The 20133-nt window shown below is 32.3% G+C and carries 20 protein-coding genes; 14 read left to right on the top strand and 6 right to left on the bottom strand.

The annotated features are described in order from the left end of the window. Positions 1–6: 6 nt before the first annotated feature. Complete coding sequence (locus H0I23_RS15280; RefSeq protein WP_216784151.1) at positions 7–747, bottom strand: LytTR family DNA-binding domain-containing protein; 741 nt, start codon at positions 745–747, stop codon at positions 7–9. Between the two features lie 342 nt (positions 748–1089). Here H0I23_RS15280 and H0I23_RS16830 point away from each other — a divergent pair, with 342 nt between their 5' ends. From H0I23_RS16830 to H0I23_RS15295, 4 genes are all read left to right on the top strand, one after another. Beyond that, positions 1090–1215 carry a hypothetical protein gene (locus H0I23_RS16830; RefSeq protein ID WP_256443758.1) on the top strand — a complete coding sequence of 42 codons (126 nt, stop codon included), beginning with the start codon at positions 1090–1092 and terminating at the stop codon, positions 1213–1215. 19 nt (positions 1216–1234) lie between these two features. Further along, positions 1235–1768 carry a hypothetical protein gene (locus H0I23_RS15285; protein WP_216784152.1) on the top strand — a complete coding sequence of 178 codons (534 nt, stop codon included), beginning with the start codon at positions 1235–1237 and terminating at the stop codon, positions 1766–1768. Between the two features lie 535 nt (positions 1769–2303). Then, a complete protein-coding gene (locus tag H0I23_RS15290; RefSeq protein WP_216784153.1) occupies positions 2304–3287 on the top strand; it encodes a ribonucleotide-diphosphate reductase subunit beta in 984 nt (327 codons plus the stop codon). 116 nt (positions 3288–3403) lie between these two features. Further along, positions 3404–5875 carry a ribonucleoside-diphosphate reductase subunit alpha gene (locus H0I23_RS15295; protein WP_216784154.1) on the top strand — a complete coding sequence of 824 codons (2472 nt, stop codon included), beginning with the start codon at positions 3404–3406 and terminating at the stop codon, positions 5873–5875. 295 nt (positions 5876–6170) lie between these two features. Here the strand turns inward: H0I23_RS15295 and H0I23_RS15300 are convergent, their stop codons facing one another. Both H0I23_RS15300 and H0I23_RS15305 read right to left on the bottom strand, forming a co-directional pair. Continuing rightward, positions 6171–6818, bottom strand: coding sequence for a gluconate 2-dehydrogenase subunit 3 family protein (locus H0I23_RS15300; protein WP_216784155.1), 648 nt, complete (start codon positions 6816–6818; stop codon positions 6171–6173). Next, positions 6818–8530, bottom strand: a complete 1713-nt coding sequence (locus H0I23_RS15305; RefSeq protein ID WP_216784156.1) for a GMC oxidoreductase — start codon at positions 8528–8530, stop codon at positions 6818–6820. Before H0I23_RS15305 ends, H0I23_RS15300 begins: the two co-directional genes overlap by 1 nt. A gap of 134 nt (positions 8531–8664) precedes the next feature. On the opposite strand from H0I23_RS15305, the gene H0I23_RS15310 reads away from it, so the two are divergent. Genes H0I23_RS15310 through H0I23_RS15325 form a run of 4 tightly spaced genes read left to right on the top strand, consistent with a single transcriptional unit; the run spans position 8665 to position 12562 of the window. Then, positions 8665–9666 (top strand): sugar phosphate isomerase/epimerase, encoded by a 1002-nt coding sequence (locus tag H0I23_RS15310; protein WP_216784157.1) that lies wholly within the window; start codon positions 8665–8667, stop codon positions 9664–9666. A 15-nt stretch (positions 9667–9681) separates the two neighbouring features. Next, positions 9682–10128: a DinB family protein gene (locus tag H0I23_RS15315; RefSeq protein ID WP_216784158.1), complete on the top strand. Its 447-nt coding sequence runs from the start codon at positions 9682–9684 to the stop codon at positions 10126–10128. Between the two features lie 29 nt (positions 10129–10157). Further along, on the top strand, positions 10158–11393 hold the full coding sequence (locus tag H0I23_RS15320; protein WP_216784159.1) for a sugar MFS transporter: 1236 nt from the start codon (positions 10158–10160) through the stop codon (positions 11391–11393). A 29-nt stretch (positions 11394–11422) separates the two neighbouring features. Continuing rightward, on the top strand, positions 11423–12562 hold the full coding sequence (locus H0I23_RS15325) for a Gfo/Idh/MocA family protein (RefSeq protein ID WP_216784160.1): 1140 nt from the start codon (positions 11423–11425) through the stop codon (positions 12560–12562). A 59-nt stretch (positions 12563–12621) separates the two neighbouring features. Here H0I23_RS15325 and H0I23_RS15330 read toward each other — a convergent pair whose 3' ends face one another. Both H0I23_RS15330 and H0I23_RS15335 read right to left on the bottom strand, forming a co-directional pair. After that, entirely contained in the window at positions 12622–13083 is a 462-nt protein-coding gene (locus tag H0I23_RS15330) for an ASCH domain-containing protein (protein WP_216784161.1), read from the bottom strand. Positions 13084–13096: 13 nt separating this feature from the next. Next, a complete protein-coding gene (locus tag H0I23_RS15335; protein WP_216784162.1) occupies positions 13097–14800 on the bottom strand; it encodes a GMC oxidoreductase in 1704 nt (567 codons plus the stop codon). A 161-nt stretch (positions 14801–14961) separates the two neighbouring features. On the opposite strand from H0I23_RS15335, the gene H0I23_RS15340 reads away from it, so the two are divergent. The 6 genes from H0I23_RS15340 (at position 14962) to nadD (ending at position 19725) form a co-directional block, all read left to right on the top strand. Further along, on the top strand, positions 14962–16014 hold the full coding sequence (locus H0I23_RS15340) for a sugar phosphate isomerase/epimerase (protein WP_216784163.1): 1053 nt from the start codon (positions 14962–14964) through the stop codon (positions 16012–16014). Positions 16015–16023: 9 nt separating this feature from the next. Further along, positions 16024–16776 (top strand): DUF1080 domain-containing protein, encoded by a 753-nt coding sequence (locus tag H0I23_RS15345; protein ID WP_216784164.1) that lies wholly within the window; start codon positions 16024–16026, stop codon positions 16774–16776. A gap of 27 nt (positions 16777–16803) precedes the next feature. Beyond that, a complete protein-coding gene (locus H0I23_RS15350; protein ID WP_216784165.1) occupies positions 16804–17604 on the top strand; it encodes a DUF1080 domain-containing protein in 801 nt (266 codons plus the stop codon). Positions 17605–17701: 97 nt separating this feature from the next. Next, a complete protein-coding gene (locus tag H0I23_RS15355; protein WP_216784166.1) occupies positions 17702–18559 on the top strand; it encodes a YicC/YloC family endoribonuclease in 858 nt (285 codons plus the stop codon). Next, entirely contained in the window at positions 18559–19131 is a 573-nt protein-coding gene (gmk, locus tag H0I23_RS15360) for a guanylate kinase (protein ID WP_216784167.1), read from the top strand. Before H0I23_RS15355 ends, gmk begins: the two co-directional genes overlap by 1 nt. Before the next feature lie 6 nt (positions 19132–19137). Next, on the top strand, positions 19138–19725 hold the full coding sequence (nadD, locus tag H0I23_RS15365) for a nicotinate (nicotinamide) nucleotide adenylyltransferase (RefSeq protein WP_216784168.1): 588 nt from the start codon (positions 19138–19140) through the stop codon (positions 19723–19725). On the opposite strand, the gene H0I23_RS15370 is transcribed toward nadD, so the two are convergent. Continuing rightward, the gene (locus H0I23_RS15370; protein WP_216784169.1) at positions 19722–20123 is read right to left on the bottom strand and encodes a hypothetical protein; all 402 of its coding nucleotides are present in this window, start codon (positions 20121–20123) and stop codon (positions 19722–19724) included. The two genes, nadD and H0I23_RS15370, sit on opposite strands and share 4 nt — an antisense overlap. Between the last annotated feature and the right edge of the window lie 10 nt (positions 20124–20133).

The following is a 20133-nucleotide window of genomic DNA, read 5'->3' on the forward strand; positions in this document are numbered from 1 at the left end:
TGTTGTCTAGATTAGGTCTAAAAAGTCAGATTTCTTCTGTCGTGATACAGGAATTTTGTGGTTAGACTCTAAAATTACATAACCATCAGTTTTTAAAAATTCTTTTACCTTATTTAGGTTTATAATATAAGAGTTGTGAATTCTAAAAAAAGTTTTTGAGGGTAGCATTTCATTTACCTCTTTTAGTTTTTTAGTGAGTACTATTTTTTGATTGTCTATTAAAAATAGGGTACTATAATTTCCATCAGATTCTATGTATATGATTTCATTACTTTCTAAAAAGACTAACTTACCATCAGTATTTATTATTATTTTTTTTTGAACAGAATTGGAATGAAAATTAAGGAGTATTTTTTCTAATTTTTCGGCAGTATATGTTTTTGAATTGAATTTTCTAACTTTAATTAATGTATCCTCTAAATCATCTGAATCTATAGGTTTTAATAGATAGTCAATAGCTTCATTTTTTAAGGCCTTTATTGCGTATTGGTTATATGCTGTAGTTATAACTATTGGGAAATTTTTATTTTTTAATTTTTGAATAAATTGAAATCCATCCATAGTAGGCATTTCAATGTCTAGAAATAAACAATCAGGAGTATTTTTACTATCATCTAAATAAGCTAAAGCTTCTGAGGGGTTTGTGAAAGATGCGACTACTTTAATTTCATCGCTAAAATTTGTTAGTTCCCAAGTTAAACTTTGAAGAGCTTTTATTTCATCATCTACAATTACTGCTTCTAGCATAAAAATTTAAATATCTAATTAAAAATAATAGTTAATTTTTTCTATTAAATATCATTTGTATCAATGGTTCGTTTTTAAGTGCAATTGGACTTTTTTTAATCTTTTGCTCTTTTTTTTAATGAAAAACAACTCATTGTAAGTTATTAAAAAAAAATAATTTTTTTTCTTGTACCATTCACACAGTTTTTATCACCATTGATACAAATACAAAATGCAAGATGTTCTATTCTAGTAATTTAGTCATGCTAAATTTTTAATTCAATTAAAATATTGAATTTGTTGTGCTTCATTAAAGGTAACATTTGTGTTGTACAAAACTAACTTAGATTAAAAAAATGGGTCATGCAAAAATCAGTAGTCTTATTTTTTATTTTGATTATCGTAATAGCAATAGCAACATTAACGGAGGATAAAAGCGAATTGCAAAACACAGATTATTTAGTTTCAGTTTCTGAATTTAGAGACTAAATAAAGGAAGATTAATTTTATGCAAAAAAAGTATAACCGTCACGGAATTTATATAGGCTTTTATTGTGTTATAATACTTGTGTTATTAACATCATTTGCTCCTAATATATTTTTAGATGATACTGATGCTAATAAATATGTTTTTTACGTTTCAGGAAACATTACTGCTAAAATAAATGGGCAGATGTGTTTCGATACTAATATGGAAGTTGATAATCGTGGACAAAATAGGACGACTTTAGAGTTTACTTTGGCCGATACTAAAAAACACGTTTTTGTGCTTGAACTTATCGAATATGAAGAGGTAGAGCCTTTTGGAGAAAAAATATATATAATTAAAAATAATACTGAAAAACTAAATGAAGATGATGCTTTTGGATATTTAAATATGATCAATTCTGATGAATTGCCATATTATACAGAGCGTGGAGAAGTAAGAATTACAAGCTTTAATGCTTTAGAATGCAAAGGTCATTTAAATCTAGTTTTAAAAAATTTTAAAGGAAAACAAATACGGCTTTCAGGTGATTTTACTGCCGGTAGCTTAAGATGAAAACATTTACATATAAACTGTCAAATCAAAAAAACTTTTCTAACGCACGCTTAATTATAAGATTGTACTTCGTTAATTCATTAACAAGTTGATAATAACAATTTTTGAGCATTTGGATTTTTTCAAATGTTGAATGTGGTTTTTAGGTTTCGGGGGGAACTTCCTAAGCCAACAAGTTCTTAGATTAAAAATTCTAAACATTATCGGTTAGAAAAGTAAGGTTTGACAGTGTTGTAAATTTTAAATTTTTTTCAATTTCAGAATAGACCAAAGAGTATGTTTTTTATATACTTTTTGGTCTATTTTTTGTTACTGTTTTTTAACATATGTAATTCAAAAAGTTTTAATAAAGCTAATACCTATGCGAGGTCAATAAACATCACTTGTAAGGTTAGATTTCAACATTGTGTGTTAAAAACTTTGTGTCGAAAAACATAAAAAAGCCTTTATAAAACCGCGATTATTTCCAATCTTTGTTAACCCGTCTCACAAATATTTTATTTGTGAATGATTAATGAGGAAATACCCAAAAAATATGTCAGCAGTAGAGCCAATCCTAAAAGAAAATAAAGATAGATTCGTAATCTTTCCAATTCAACATAATGATTTGTGGGAATGGTACAAAAAACAAGAGGCTTGTATTTGGACTGCGGAAGAAATTGATTTAAGTGAAGATGCTAATGATTGGAATAACAAATTAAACGATGATGAGCGTTATTTTATAAAGCATATTTTAGCTTTTTTCGCTGCTTCTGATGGTATTGTTAATGAGAATTTGGCAGAAAATTTTGTTAATGAAGTTCAATATTCTGAAGCTAAATTTTTCTATGGTTTTCAGATAATGATGGAAAATATTCACTCTGAAACATATTCATTATTAATTGACACGTATGTAAAAGATGAAAAAGAAAAAACAATTCTTTTTCAAGCAATAGAAAACTTTCCTGCAATTAAGAAAAAAGCAGATTGGGCTTTAAAGTGGATAGACTCTCCGAGCTTTGCAGAGCGTTTAATTGCTTTTGCAGCTGTAGAAGGTATATTCTTTTCAGGGTCGTTCTGTTCAATTTTTTGGTTGAAGAAAAGAGGTTTAATGCCAGGTTTAACTTTCTCAAATGAATTAATTTCAAGAGATGAAGGTATGCATTGTGACTTTGCTGTTCACTTGCACCAAAATCATATCATAAATAAAGTAACGAAAGAACGTATCACAGAAATAATTGTAGATGCACTTAATATAGAAAGAGAGTTCATTACAGAATCATTGCCAGCTAGTCTTATTGGTATGAATTCTAAATTAATGACGGAATACTTAGAGTTTGTAACTGATAGATTATTAGTTGAGTTGGGTTGTGAAAAAGTATATAACTCATCAAACCCTTTCGATTTTATGGATATGATCGGAATGGAAGGAAAGACTAATTTCTTTGAAAAAAGAGTTTCTGAATACCAAAAAGCAGGTGTTTTAAATAACGATAAAGATGGAGATTCTGGGAAAATTAGTTTCGACGCAGATTTCTAAAACATCTTAAAAACCCTTTGATAATTAAGGGGTCATAAAACAATAATCAAACCAATTTGTTGTGTCTTTTAATAGACACGACCAGACCAACGTATCACTAATAATAAATGTAGCCCATGTTTGTACTAAAAAGAGACGGAAGAAAAGAACCAATAATGTTTGACAAAATTACGGCAAGAGTTCGTAAGCTTTGTTACGGACTTAACCCACTTGTTGACCCAATAAAGGTTTCAATGAGGGTTATTGAAGGTTTATATGATGGAGTAACAACTTCTGAATTAGATAATTTAGCTGCAGAAATTGCTGCTACAATGACTACTACACATCCGGATTTTGCGAAATTGGCTGCACGTATATCTGTTTCTAACCTGCATAAGAATACCAAAAAATCTTTTGCAGAAACAATGGGAGATTTATATGAGTATGTAAATCCTAGAAATTCAAAAAAATCACCTCTTATTTCTGACGAAGTAATGAAGGTAATTAATGATAATGCCGACTTTTTAGACTCTACAATTATTTATAACCGAGATTTTGGCTACGATTATTTTGGTTTTAAAACATTAGAACGTTCTTACTTATTAAAAATAAATGGTCAAATAGCTGAACGTCCACAGCATATGTTAATGCGTGTTGCTGTTGGTATTCACTTAAATGATTTAGAATCGGCTGTAGAAACGTATGAGTTAATGTCTAAAAAGTACTTTACACATGCAACTCCAACATTATTTAATGCAGGTACACCTAAGCCTCAAATGTCTTCTTGTTTTCTTTTAGCAATGAAAGACGATAGTATTGATGGTATTTATGACACGCTTAAACAAACGGCAAAAATATCTCAATCTGCTGGTGGTATAGGTCTTTCTATTCATAATGTAAGGGCAACAGGTTCATATATTGCAGGTACAAATGGAACATCAAATGGTATTGTGCCAATGCTACAAGTATTTAACGATACAGCTAGATACGTAGATCAAGGTGGAGGAAAACGTAAAGGTAGTTTTGCAATTTATGTAGAGCCATGGCATGCTGATATTTATGACTTTTTAGATCTTAAGAAAAACCATGGTAAAGAAGAAATGCGTGCTAGAGATTTATTCTATGCAATGTGGATTCCAGATTTATTCATGAGAAGAGTAGAGGCAAATGAGGAGTGGACTTTGATGTGCCCGAACGAATGCCCAGATTTATTTGATAATCATAGTGAAGTTTTTGAAGCTATGTATTTAAAATATGAGTCAGAAAATAAAGGAAGAAAAACAGTTAAGGCTAGAGAGTTGTGGGAGAAAATTCTAGAATCTCAAATCGAAACTGGTACACCTTACATGCTGTATAAAGATGCCGCAAACCGTAAGAGTAATCAGAAAAATTTAGGAACGATACGTTCGTCTAATTTATGTACTGAAATCATGGAGTATACTTCTCCTGATGAGGTTGCAGTATGTAACTTGGCATCAATAGCATTGCCTATGTTTGTTAAAAATGGCGCTTTTGATCATAAAGAGTTATTTAAAGTAACAAAACGTGTAACAAGAAATTTAAATACGGTAATTGATAGGAATTACTACCCAGTAAAAGAGGCTGAAAACTCAAATATGCGCCACAGGCCAATAGGTTTAGGTGTTCAAGGTTTAGCTGATGCATTTATTATGATGCGTTTACCTTTTACAAGTGATGAGGCAAAAGCACTTAATCAAGAAATTTTTGAAACATTATACTTTGCAGCAGTTACAGCTTCAATGGAAATGGCTAAAGAAGAAGGAGTATATTCTTCTTATGAAGGATCTCCAATGTCTGAAGGAGAGTTTCAGTTTAACCTTTGGGGTATAAAAGATGAAGAGCTATCTGGACGATGGGACTGGGGAAAACTTAGAAAAGACGTTAAGAAAAATGGTGTTCGTAACTCATTGTTAGTTGCTCCTATGCCAACGGCTTCTACATCGCAAATACTTGGTAATAACGAATGTTTTGAGCCTTATACATCTAACATTTATACTAGAAGAGTATTGTCTGGTGAGTTTATCGTTGTAAACAAACATTTATTAGAAGATTTAGTATCGCTAGGTCTTTGGAATGAGAACTTGAAGCAAGAATTAATGCGTGCTAATGGCTCTATCCAACATATTGATATTATTCCTCAAGATATTAAGGAATTGTATAAAACAGTTTGGGAATTAAGTATGAAAGACATTATAGACATGTCTAGACAAAGAGGGTACTTTATTGATCAAAGTCAATCTCTTAACTTATTTATGGAAGGTGCTAATTATTCTAAATTGACATCTATGCATTTTTACGCTTGGAAAAGTGGTTTAAAGACAGGAATGTATTATTTACGTACTAAGTCGGCGGTAGATGCTATTAAATTTACGTTAGACAACTCTCAAAAGCAAGCAGCGCCTGTAAGCGTGACTCCGGAAGTAGAAGTACTTGCGGCAGCTGCACCAATTGCTGTTAAAGCAGAAGCAGTTTCGGCGTCACAACAACAAGTTGACATACAGCCAATGACAGCGGAGGAGATGAAGGAAATGATAGCTAAAGCTAAAGAAGGTCAGGCAGATGATGATTGTTTGATGTGTGGCTCTTAATTAGCTGAGAAATTGTATAAATATAAAAAGCCCTGAAGAAATATTTCTTCAGGGCTTTTTTATGCTTTACATCTAAGATAAGAAGCAATGCTATTTTTTATAAAAGGGCTCAATAATATAGCGCCAAAATAATAATATAATTTTGCATGAGTACATTACTTTAACTGTTTTAGTATTTACGTAGATATATTTATGTTTAGATGTTAAATAAGAGTGTAATATAAAGTAAAAGCCGTTAAATCATTTTAATGATTTAACGGCTTAGGTATTAAGTTGAGAATTTACTATTTATACTTTATATAGACCAAGCTTTGCCTTTAGTTAACTCTTGTAAATCTCCACAGCCAACATATTCTCCAGGAATAGGTAAGTACGCCAATACATTTTCACCAACGTATTCAGATGATTTGTAACCCCATATAGTCATTCCTCTGAGGTTATTTGCAAAAGCAAATCTAGAAATAGCATCATCTAATTCAGCTGTTTCACCATTTTTAATAGCTTCATTATAAGTGTTAATTGATTTAAAGTTAGCTACTTCATCATCTTTACTTACTTTTAATGCTGCTGCCAATACTGGTTCTAAGTCTTCAGTAGTTAAATCTTCAGCTTTTTCTTTACCAGCATCCTTTAAAGCCTTGTTTATAAATTTACTCATAGACATTTTCAAGAAGTTTTGTTGCTCAACTTCCATAATTTCATTTGTAAACTTATCGATAAACACATGTACATTAACTTCAGAAGCTGAAGGGGTATCTGTTTTGGGTAAAATTATGTCTACTAATTTAAGAAGGACATTGCCTTCTCCTTTAGTTAAAAAATCAGGAGTCCAATCTACAACATTTGTGTCGTTACAACTTTGAACAATACTTAATAAGGTTGGAGTAGCTACTATGTAACCAAGTGATAAACCTATGTTTTTGAGTGCAATTCTTCTATCCATTATATATTTCCTTTTTTAAGTTCTTGAGCAGCATGATTAGCGGCTCTTGCTGTAAAAGCCATATAAGTTAATGATGGGTTAACGCAACTAGCAGAGGTCATAAAAGCACCATCAGTAACGTAAACATTAGGTACTGCATGTACTTGATTATTTCCGTTCAATACAGATGTTTTAGGGTCTCTACCCATACGAGCAGTTCCCATTTCGTGTATTCCTAAACCTAAAGCTCCAGGGTTGTCATAAGGCTTAACATCTCTAACACCTGCTTTTTCTAACATTTCAACAGCTTGCTGCTTCATGTCTTCTCTCATTTTCCACTCGTTTTCTTTAAACTCAGCATCAAATGTAACTGTTGGTAAGCCCCAAAAATCTAAATTATCATAATCAAGAGTCATTCTATTTTCTTCGTAAGGTAAAACCTCACCGAATCCCATTATACCCATAGACCAAGCACCTGGCTTAAGGATAGATTCTTTTAAATCTTTACCAAAAGAGGTTTCTGCGATACTTTCTTCCCAATTGCCTCTACTAGCACCACCTTGGTAACCATAACCACGAATGTAATTTTTCTGCTCTGTATCTCCACCAATATTTCTAAAACGAGGAATGTAAACTCCGTTAGGCTTACGACCTTTATAGTACTTATCATCAAAACCATCAAAAATACCATTAGCACCAACACCTAATTGGTGGTCCATGATGTTTCTTCCTAATTGGTCAGAATCATTACCTAATCCGTTCGGAAAACGATCAGATTTAGATTGCATTAATATTTGAGTAGAAGCCATAGAAGAAGCGCACAAGAATATAACTTTTGCTTTAAATTCTAAAACCTCTTTTGTTAATCTATCAATAACTTTAACACCAGTTGCTTTTTTAGTTTTAGGGTCGTAAATAACTTCAGAAACAATAGAGTCAGGTCTTAATGTTAAATTACCAGTTGCTTCTGCTGCAGGTAAAGTTGAGGAGTTACTACTGAAGTAGGCTCCAAAAGGACATCCTCTTATGCATCGGTTTCTAAATTGACATTTAGTTCTACCATTAAACTTTTTATCACCAGTAATATGGGCAACTCTACCTGCCGTAACAACTCTACCGTCAAAATTTTCAGAAACTTTTTCTCTGAAAGTTTGTTCAACACAATTTAAATCCATCATTGGCGTAAATTGCCCATCAGGTAATTGTTCAAGACCTAAGTTTTCACCACTAACACCTATGTATGATTCAACTTTATCGTACCAAGGTGCAATATCTTTATAGCGAACAGGCCAATCAACTGCGATACCATCTTTTTTATTTGCTTCAAAATCAATGTCACTCCATCTGTAGCTATGACGTCCCCACATAATAGATCTACCTCCTACGTGGTACCCACGAATCCAGTCAAATCTTTTTGTTTCATTATAAGGGTGTTCTAAATCATTAACAAACCAGAAATTTTGCGGAGCTTTAATAGTATATCCTGTTCTTGCTTGTTTAAGCTGTTTGTCGCGTTCTTCTTTTGGTAATTCACCATTGTTCGGAAAATCCCAATCATCTTTATTAGCGGTTGGGTAGTCTTTAATGTGTGTAACCATTTTTCCGCGTTCTAAAACTAACGTTTTAACACCGTTTTCACATAATTCCTTTGCAGCCCATCCACCACTTATTCCTGTCCCAACAACAATCGCGTCATAGGATTCTTGCTCATCATTATAAAAAAATTTGCTCATGCAGTAAAATTGTTTGTTTCGTAAATTTATTAAATATAAAATTAATTTTTTACATTTAAACGCTTAAAATATGATGATATGATACTATAACGTTGTAGTTGGTGCTTATTTAATAATTAAAGGTTGTGTAATTTATGAAAAAGATAGTTTTTATCAAAAAAGCCTTACTATTTGGCTTTATTATTTTGTTTTTAGGAAATATTTCTTGTAAGGATAAAGTAGCAAAAATAGAAGAAGAAAAGGTTGAGAAAATTGATGATTCTTCAAAAGAACCATTTTTTAAATTGTCTTTGGCGCAATGGTCCATGCATAAAATGATTTTAGAGAAAAATGAAGACCCTTATACTTTTGCAGAACATGCAAAAAAATGGGGTTTTACAGGTTTGGAATATGTTAGCGGGTTGTATAATAAAGAATTAGAGAAAGAAAATTTTTCTGAAGAAGCAATGGCGGCATTTGTAAAGAAGTGTAATGAAGAAAGTGAAAAACACGGAATGCAAAATGTTTTAATTATGATTGATGGCCAAGGAGATTTGGCTATATCAGATGCTGATGAACGTAAAAAAGCTGTAGAAAATCACTATAAATGGGTTGATGCAGCTTCGCAAATGGGGTGTAGTTCTATAAGAGTAAATTTATCAGGTAGTAATGATGAAAAGGAATGGCTTGAGAATTCGGTTGATGGTTTAACGCAATTAGCAACTTACGCAAAAAATAAAAATATTAATGTGATTGTTGAAAACCATGGTGGTTTTTCTTCTAATGGGAAAAAACTAGCAGAGGTAATGACAATTGTAAATATGGACAATTGTGGTACGTTACCTGATTTTGGAAATTTTTGTGTGATTAGAAAAGATGGCTCAATATATAATGGAGAATGTGCAGAGGAATATGATATGTATAAAGGTGTTGAAGAATTGATGCCTTCTGCTAAAGGAGTTAGTGCAAAATCATATAATTTTGATGAACATGGAAATGAAACAAAAATAGATTTTTATAAAATGCTTCAGATTGTTAAAAATGCTAATTATAGTGGTTTTATTGGGGTAGAATATGAAGGCGATGAGCTTGGTGAGGAAGAAGGAATTTTAAAAACTAAAGAGTTGTTGTTAAAGGCATCAAAGGATCTTAAGTAGTTCAAAGCAAGATTTATGGATACATTTTTCAATCCGTTATTCGATTATAACTTTTACTGTAATAAGAAGTTAATTGAGCAATTTGTAGATGCAGATATTCAGCTTACAGACAAGCATGTAGTTTGGTTTAGTCATATTTTAAATACGCATCATATTTGGAATGCTAGAATTTTAGGATTAAAGTCAAAATATGAGGTTTTTCAAAAACAGCAGAAAGAAGATTTTTTTGATATTCATTATGATAACCAAAGAAGCTCTTTTGAAATAATTACAAATACAAAAAATTTTGATACCGGTATATCGTATGAGAACTCTCAAGGCAAACATTTTGTGAATACAATTCATGATATTTTATTTCATATCATAAATCATTCAACATATCACCGAGGGCAAATAGCAACAGAATCAAGAGCAAATGGAATTGAACCATTACCTTTAGATTATATACAGTACAAAAGATAATTAAACAACCTAAAATAATAAATAGAAGTATGGAGCAAGTAAATAAGAGTAAGATTTTTTTGGCAGCTTGTATGGCGCTAATTGTAACTTCTATGACTTTTGCGATTAGAGCAGGAATCTTAACGCAATTAGGAGTAGATTTTGAGATTAGCAATAAAGAATTGGGTTGGATAAACAGTATGGCTTTTCTTGGTTTTCCTTTAGCAATGTTAGTGGGTGGCCTACTTTACAATGTTTTAGGAGCTAAAAAATTATTAACTATAGCATTTGTTTGCCACTTATTAGGGCTAGTTCTAACAATATATGCAGGTGGTTTTTGGACATTAATAATTTCTACTTTCTTTATTGGTTTTGCAAACGGTTCGGTTGAGGCAGCATGTAACCCGATGATTGCAGATATGTATACCAATAATAGAACGGCAATGCTAAATAAGTTTCATGTTTGGTTTCCTGGAGGTTTAGTTATTGGTGCCTTAGTATCAAAATTTATGACCGATGGGGGTATCGGTTGGCAGTTGCAAATTGCAACGATGTTAATACCAACATTAATTTATGGTTTTTTAGTGTTTACACAGAAATTTCCTGAAAATGAAAATATAGAATCTAACACATCTTCAAATATAAAAGCATTAGCAAATCCTTTATTTTTATTTATGATGGTTTGTATGACGCTAACAGCAACTTCTGAATTTATACCACAACAGTGGATAGAAACTATTTTAGGTAGTTCAGGAGCAAGTCCAATGTTGGTTTTGGCTTTAGTTACAGGTATAATGGCACTTGGTCGTTTTTTTGCAGGTCCAATTATCCATAAGTTAAACCCAGTTGGCGTTTTATTGATGTCATCAATTATTACAGCTTCTGCAATATACTTTATGAGTGTTGCAGATGGTTCAATGGTTTATGTGGCAGCAGCATTGTTTGCATTAGGGGTTTGTTACTTTTGGCCAACTATGATAGGTTTTATATCTGAATATGCATCAAAAACTGGAGCATTAGGTATGTCGCTTGTTGGTGGTGCGGGTATGTTTGCAACATCAATGTGGAACCCGATTATTGGATCTAGGTTAGATACAGAAAAAGCAAGTGCTTTAGCATCTGGTTTAGTAGGTGATGCTGCTGATATTGAGGCGGGTAGGTCTGTGTTGGGCTTTATGGTATATTTTCCTGTAACTTTAATAGTGCTATTCGGTATTTTATTTATCATGCGTAGCAAAATTGAAAAATACAGAATACATCAAGACTCTAGTGTAGAGAGTATTTAAAACAATAAGATTAAATTTTAAAAGATAAAATGGCAAAAAAAATTAGATTAGGAATTTTAGGAGGAGGAGGAGATTCTTTAATAGGAGTTTTACATAGGGTAGCATCACACATTAATGATAACTACCAAATTGTTGGAGCGGTATTTAATCCTAGAATTGAAGATAACATTGCATTTGCAAAAGAAATAGATATACCTACCAATAGAATTTACAAAGATTTTGATACCCTGGTAGATGAAGAAATGAAGTTGCCTGAAGACGAACGTATACAGGTTTGTTCTGTGTTGACACCTAATTTTCTTCATTTTCCGATGGCAAAAAAATTATTGGAAAACGGTTTTAGTGTTATTTGCGAAAAGCCAATGACGACAACTTATGACGAAGCCAAAATTTTACAAGAAACTCTTGAAAAAGCAGGTACTGTATTTGCTGTAACTCATACTTATACAGGATATCCAATGGTTCGCCAGATGCGTGAAATGATAAAAACAGGTGCTTTGGGTAAAATTCAAAAAGTAGATGTTCGTTATTATCAAGGTTGGATAAACCCAATTATTCATGATAAATCAAAAAGATCTTCTACTTGGAGGTTAGACCCTGAAAAAGCAGGCATTAGCTGTTGCGTTGGCGATATTGGTGTGCATGCTTTTAATATGGTAGAATTTACAACAGGCTTAAAAATAAAATCAATACTTGCAGATTTGAACTACTTGTATGATGATAATAAAATGGATATAGACGGTACCGTTTTAGTTCGTTTTGATGGTAATGCAAAAGGTGTAGTACGATCTAGCCAAATAGCTACAGGAGAAGAAAACGGATTGGCTATTGCTATTTACGGAGATAAAGGTGGTTTGCGTTGGGAACAAGAAAACCCAAATTATCTTTATGTAATGAGTGATGATAAGCCATTACAGGTTTACAAACCAGGGCATGCATATAATTCTGATTTGTCATTAGATGGTACAAAATTGCCTCCAGGGCACCCTGAAGGTATTTTTGATTCAATGGCCAATATTTACTTAGGAGTTTCTAAGGCAATTCGAGGAGAAAAATATAATGATGGAGAATTCCCAACTATGATGGACGGAGTTCGTGGAATGAATTTTATTGAAAGCTCAGTAGCATCACATAAAGCAGGTAATGTTTGGGTAGATTTGATTAATTAATATAGTTGCAACAAAATAAAAAAGCTGTCTTCTTTAGAAGACAGCTTTTTTTATGAATTTTAACCAAATACTTTTTCAAATTCTTGACAGACAACAATCATGCTTTCTTTTGGAGTACGGTTGATTTTGTTTAAATTCCTAGTGTAATAATCCCAGTGCTTTGTTTTCCAATAGCTGAGACTTTTATCGCCTTCTCCTTCTTTAATTGCATAATTAGCGTCAATGCTAAAATAAGGCTTTAGCTTAACAGCTGTAGTTTTTACAATACATTTTGCATCGCCATTCCAATCTGTAATTATATTAAAATCTCCTATTTTAGGGAGAGCTTCTTTTCGAGATTGTAAATCCAATAGCGCTAGTGTGTTGGCACTTTTAATTCCTTTTAAAACTAAATTAACACTCTCATTAGCTTCTTTTTCATTGTCGTAAAAATGAATGGTTTTAGGAGCATTAACAAAGGTATCTTCTAAATGCTTATCCAAATAATTACCCCACATGTTTCGGGCAGATGTATTATCCATATTTATATATTAACTAAGCAAATTTACCTAATTTAAATTGTTCTGCAGCATGGTTTGCAGCCCTTGCGGTAAAAGCCATGTATGTTAATGAAGGATTTACGCAACTTGATGATGACATGAAAGCACCATCGGTAACATACACATTAGGTACATTGTGTATTTGGTTGTGTTTGTTAACGATAGATGTTTTAGCACTATGCCCCATTCTTGCACCTCCCATTTCATGAATACCAAGACCAGGTCCTGTTTTTTTGTCATAAACATCAACATCTTTAAAACCAGCTTCTGTTAATATTTTTTCGATTTGTATTTTAATGTCTTCTCGCATGTTGTATTCGTTCTCTTTAAATTCAACATCAAAATCTAACTGAGGTAATCCCCATTTATCTTTTTCAGTTTTGCTTAAAATAACTCGATTGTCATCATAAGGTAAAAATTCACCAAAACCAGTACTTCCAATTTGCCACTCTCCTGGTTTTAAAATATTTTCTTTCAAATCAGCACCATAACCCATTTCTGCTACAGATGCTGTCCAGCTACCACGGCTTGCACCACCTTGGTAACCAAAGCCTCTTAAGTAGTTCTTTTTTTCAGAGTTTTCATCTAGGTTTACAAAACGCGGAATGTAGAAACCGTTAGGTCTTCTGCCTTTGTAATATTTATCTAAATAGCCCTCTACTTTTGCTCTTGCACCAAGTTGGTAGTGGTGATCCATAATACCTCTACCTAAAGCATCTGAATCATTACCTAGTCCGTTTGGAAAACGTTCAGATTTTGATTGCAATAAAATACCCACGGATGCCATTGATGATGCACATAAGAAAATTACCTTTGCATTAAAAGTTATTTTTTCATTTGTTTCTGCGTCTATAATTCTAACGCCAGTAGCTTTTTTAGTTGTATCATCATAAATAACTTCATGAACAATTGAGTTTGGCCTAAGTGTCATGTTTCCTGTTCGTTCTGCAGCAGGTAAAGTAGATGAGTTACTACTAAAATAACCTCCAAAAGGGCATCCTCTCCAACATCTATTTCTGTATTGACAAGGTTGTCTTCCTTCTTTTTTAGAATCTCTGTCTGTAATATGTGCAACACGGCCTATGGTTAAAAGGCGCCCATCATCAAATTTTTCAGACATTGATTTTTGAAGATCTAATTCTACGCAATTTAAATCCATTGGTGGTTGAAATTTGCCATCAGGCAATTGCTTTAAGCCTAGTTTCTGGCCACTTACACCAATATATTCCTCTACTTTATCATACCATGGTGCAATATCATTATAGCGTACAGGCCAATCAACACCATGACCATCTTTTTTATTTGCTTCAAAATCTAAATCACTCCAGCGGTAACTTTGTCTACCCCATGTTAATGATCTTCCTCCTACATGGTAACCTCTAATCCAATCAAAGCGTTTTGTCTCTACATATGGGTGTTCTAAATCATTAACAAAAAAATGTTTAGAATCTTCTTTCGGAGCCCAACCAATTCTATTTTGAACGTGATATTTTTTCTTATCTTCTTTTGAAAGCTTACCTTTTAAATCATAATCCCAATCATCATCATTCATGGTTTTATAATCTTTAATATGCTCTACCATTGGTCCGCGTTCTAAAACTAGAGTTTTTAAACCTTTTTCAGTTAATTCTTTTGCAGCCCAACCTCCTGTTATTCCCGTTCCTACAACGATTGCGTCATAATGCTCTTCCAGATTCATTTGTTTATTTTTAGTTTTATTCTATTCTTATTTGTTATATTTAACAACATATAAGAATTAAATATGTTTGTTTGTCTAGATATAAATATAGTATTATTATCTTAAAATTTTAAGAATCAATTAATTCAGATGGGTTCTAAATAAGAAATTAACAATAATAAATGAAAACAATTAAAGGTCCTGCGGTTTTTCTTGCTCAGTTTGTAGATAATAAAGCTCCATTTAATACACTTGATGGAATGTGTAAATGGGCTTCAGATTTAGGGTATAAAGGTATTCAAATACCGACATGGGAAAGTTTTTTAATAGATTTGGATAAAGCAGCCGAAAGTCAAACTTATTGTGATGATTTAAAAGGTAAAGTAAATTCTTACGGGTTAGAGATTACAGAATTATCTACGCATTTGCAGGGTCAATTGGTAGCTGTTAACCCGGCTTATGACTCTATGTTTGATGGTTTTGCACCTGATAAAGTAAAAGGTAATCCTAAAGCTCGTACAGAATGGGCTATTGACACGGTAAAGAAAGCTGGTACAGCTAGTAAGAGATTAGGCTTAAATACTCACGCTACTTTTTCTGGAGCTTTACTTTGGCACACAATGTACCCTTGGCCACAACGACCTAATGGCTTAGTGAAAATGGGTTTTGAAGAATTAGCAAAAAGATGGACGCCAATTCTTAATCATTTTGATGAACAAGGTGTAGATGTTTGTTATGAAATACACCCAGGAGAAGACTTACATGATGGTGTTTCTTTTGAGCGTTTTTTAGAGGCAACAAATAACCATAAACGAGTAAATATGCTCTATGATCCTAGTCATTATGTTTTACAACATTTAGATTATTTAACTTTCATAGATCATTATCATGAATTTATAAAAGCATTTCACGTAAAAGATGCTGAGTTTAATCCAACGGGTAAGCAAGGTGTTTATGGTGGTTATTCTGATTGGATTGATAGGGCAGGTAGATTTAGATCTTTAGGAGATGGACAAGTCGATTTTAGTGGTATATTTTCTAAACTAACACAATATGGCTGTGATGTCTGGGCAGTAATGGAGTGGGAGTGTTGTATGAAGAGCCCTGAACAAGGTGCTCGTGAAGGGGCACCATTTATTCAGAAACATATAATTGAAGCAACAGAAAAAACATTTGATGATTTTGCAGGTGGAGAAGTAGATAAAGAAGCTTTGAAGAAAATTTTAGGAATTTAAATTTTAGAAATGAAAAGAGTAGCTTCAATGATTGCTTTAATATGTATGTTAAGTAGTTGTAAAGAAAAAACTAACAATCATGTAGGTGTTAAATCTGAAACTAAAAAGGAAGAATTGCCTGATAAAGAAAATAATGAGTGGGAGGTGTTATTTAATGGTACTTCTTTCGATAATTTTCAAGAGTATTTAAAAGACAGTGTATCCGGTAATTGGAAAATTGAAGACAATGCAATGGTTTTTTATCCTCCTAAAAACAGAAAGGAAGGGACATCATATAACCTAGTAACTAAAAAAGAATATACAGATTTTGTATTGTCCTTAGATTGGAAAATTTCAGAAGGAGGTAATAGTGGTGTATTTTGGGGAGTTAAAGAAGATGAGAACTTACCAGAAGCTTACCAAACAGGACCTGAAATTCAAGTTTTAGACAATGATAAACATCCAGATGCTAAAGCAGGAACTACACACCAAGCAGGTTCTTTGTATGATATGATTCCCCCTTCAAAAGACGCTACTAAACCTGTTGGAGAGTGGAATACATGCATTCTAACTATAAACCATAAAACAAATGAGGGTATTGTTGTTTTAAATGACGAAAAAATAGTTGTTTTTTCAGTAAATAACCCAGAATGGAGTACTATGGTGTCTAATTCTAAATTTGCTGACTGGGCAGATTTTGGGAAATTTACAACAGGAAAAATAGGGTTGCAAGATCACGGAGATGTTGTTTCTTTCAGAAATATTAAAATAAAAGAATTATAAATTACCACCTTAAAAAAAATATTTAGAATGAAACAATTATACATGCTAGCCGTTTTAGCAGTTTTTTCTTGTAAAAACGAACCAAAAAAAGAAGTGGTCAGCGATAAAGTATCTGAAGTTGTAGTTTATGAAGAATATACAGGTGTTGAACCAACAAAGCCAGAAGAAACAGAGCTTTATAAACCTGTGCCATTAAAAGTTGAGTTTATAGGTGAAAACAAAATACCAAGCGATGCAACTATACTTTCTGATTTAGATGAATGGGAAAGTGTAATTGACCCTAGTAAACCTGCAGATTGGATAGTTAATGCAGATGGTAGTTTTACTGTGAAAAACAAAGCGGGAGATATAAGAACAAAAAAAGAATTTGGAAATGTTCAATTACATATAGAGTGGAAGTCTCCTGAAATAATACAAGGAGAAAATCAAAGTAGAGCTAATAGTGGTGTGTTTTTACAAAGCCGTTATGAAGTTCAAATTTTAGATAATAATGATAATGATACTTATGTAAATGGGCAGGTGGCTTCAATTTACAAACAACATGTTCCTTTAGTAAAAGCATCTGTACCAACAGGTGAATGGAATGTATATGATATTATTTATCATGCTCCAGAATTTAATAAAAGGGGTGAGAAAACAAAATCGGCAACGATGACTGTAATACATAATGATGTATTAGTGCAAGATAATGTTGAGATAAAAGGTACGACACCTTATATTGGTTGGCCTAAAAATGAAGCACACGGTAAAGCACCAATCACTCTTCAGGATCATGGAGATGACAGTAGAGTTAGTTTTAGAAATATTTGGGTTCGAGAATTGAATTAATATTTAAGGAGGCTTTTTTAAATAGATTTTTGATATTAAATATGAACTATTTAAGAAACTTGAATTTTATTACCTTTGCCGAAATTAAAATCTATTTATGATTCATTCGATGACGGGTTTTGGGAAACATGTTATTCAGCTCCCATCCAAAAAGATTACCATTGAAATTAAATCTCTTAACAGTAAAAGTTTAGATTTAAATGCACGAATGCCTTCTGCATATAAAGAAAAAGAATTACAGCTTAGAAAAACTATAGCAAATGCTTTGGTAAGAGGAAAAGTAGATTTTGGACTTTATATCGAAAATACAGGTGATGAAACATCTTCAGTAATTAATCAGATAGTTGTAAAGCAATATATGGAGCAATTGAAAGCACTTGCAGACGCAGATGCGACTCAGTTGTTAGAAATTGCAATGCGTATGCCTGATTCGATGAAAACTGAACGTGAAGATATAGATGAAGATGAATTTAAAGCAATAGAAGAAGCTTTAGAAGAGGCTCTTAAAGAAATAAATATTTTTAGATCTGAAGAAGGTCAAGTATTAGATGACGATTTTGTTTCTAGAACAAATACCATTAAAAATTTACTTTCAGACGTTGAAAAATTAGACGTTGATAGATTAGATACAATTAGAGAGCGTTTAGAAAAAGCTGTTTCTGATTTAAAAACAGATTTAGATAAAAATAGATTCGAACAAGAACTTATTTATTATTTAGAAAAATATGATATCACAGAAGAAAAAGTTCGCTTAAAAAATCACTTAGATTATTTTATTACAGCTTTAAAATCGGACGATTCAAACGGGAAAAAACTAGGCTTTATTTGTCAAGAAATAGGTCGTGAAATAAACACTATAGGTTCAAAAGCTAATTATGCACCTTTACAACAAGTAGTTGTACAAATGAAAGATGAATTAGAGAAGATTAAAGAACAAATGCTAAATGTTTTGTAATGAAAGGAGGAAAACTTATTATATTTTCAGCACCTTCAGGTAGTGGTAAAACAACTATTGTTCGTCATTTATTACAGCAAGAAGAATTAAACTTAGCATTTTCAATTTCGGCAACATCTAGACCAAGAAGAGGGAAAGAAAAAAACGGAGAGCATTACTATTTTATGTCTCTTTCTGAATTTAAAAAGCATATTAAAAATGATGACTTTTTAGAATGGGAAGAAGTTTATAGAGATAATTTTTACGGCACTCTTAAAACTGAAGTTGAGCGTTTGTGGGCTGAAGGCAAAAATGTAATATTTGACATTGATGTTGTTGGTGGACTTCGAATAAAAAAGAAATTTCCAAATGAAACTTTGGCAGTTTTTGTTAAACCACCTAGTGTTGATGAGCTTAAAATAAGACTTAAGAAAAGAAGTACTGAGAGCGAAGATAAAATAAACATGCGTATTGCAAAAGCTTCTGTAGAGCTTGCAACAGCTCCGCAATTTGATAAGATTATAAAAAATTATGATTTAGAAACGGCTCTTCAAGAATCTCATGAGTTGGTATCCGAATTTTTAAAATCATAATAAAAGGTGAAAAAAGTAGGTCTTTATTTTGGCACGTTTAATCCAATACATATAGGGCATTTAATCATAGCAAACCATATGGTTGAGTTTTCGGACCTAGATGAGGTTTGGTTTGTAATAACACCACAAAGTCCATTTAAGGCCAAGAAAACCCTCTTAGACAACAATCATAGGTATGATATGGTTTACGAAGCTGTTAAAGAGTACGATAAATTAAAAACATCTACAATAGAATTTGGCTTGCCTCAGCCTAATTATACTATAAATACATTAGTGCATTTAGAGGAGAAATATTCGTCTCAATATAATTTTTGTTTGATAATGGGAGAGGATAACCTAAAAGGATTCCATAAGTGGAAAAACTACGAGACTATTTTAGAAAATTATAATTTATATGTGTATCCAAGAGTTTCTGATGGTGTCATAGATCATCAGTTTGTTGGTAATCCTAAAATTAATAAAGTTGCTGCGCCCATAATGGAAATATCATCTACATTTATCAGAAAGCAGCATAAGGATGGCAAAAATATAAAACCATTACTTCCTGAAAACGTTTGGAAGTTTATTGATGAAATGAATTTTTACAGAAATTAATTCGTAATAATTATACTTTCAGCCCAAAGTATGGCGCTTTCCAAACTTTTAAAAGCTTCAACAGGTTTTTTTATAAATGACTTTTCAAGTTGAGCAATATCTTTATTTATATCGCTATATACTACCGCTGCAAACCCTTTTAGGTTTGGAAACTCTGGAATAGTTTTATAATGTGCAGTAGGGTTAAAAGAGTAGGAATTTTTTCTATTTGCTATATAAATAAATGGAGTCTCATTTCCATAATGTAGCTTAGTTAGCCTAACTATTTCTGTAGCATTTTTGAAAGAAAGGGCAACTCCTTCTTTAATTTCTGAAACGACGTAGTTTGGATAAAAGTTTAATTTACCTACTTCTAAAATGTAGTTTTTAATTAACGTACGGTCTATTCTTGTTTTCATTACAGAAATT

It is taken from the genome of Cellulophaga sp. HaHaR_3_176 (assembly GCF_019021925.1).
Taxonomy (GTDB): Bacteria; Bacteroidota; Bacteroidia; order Flavobacteriales; family Flavobacteriaceae; genus Cellulophaga.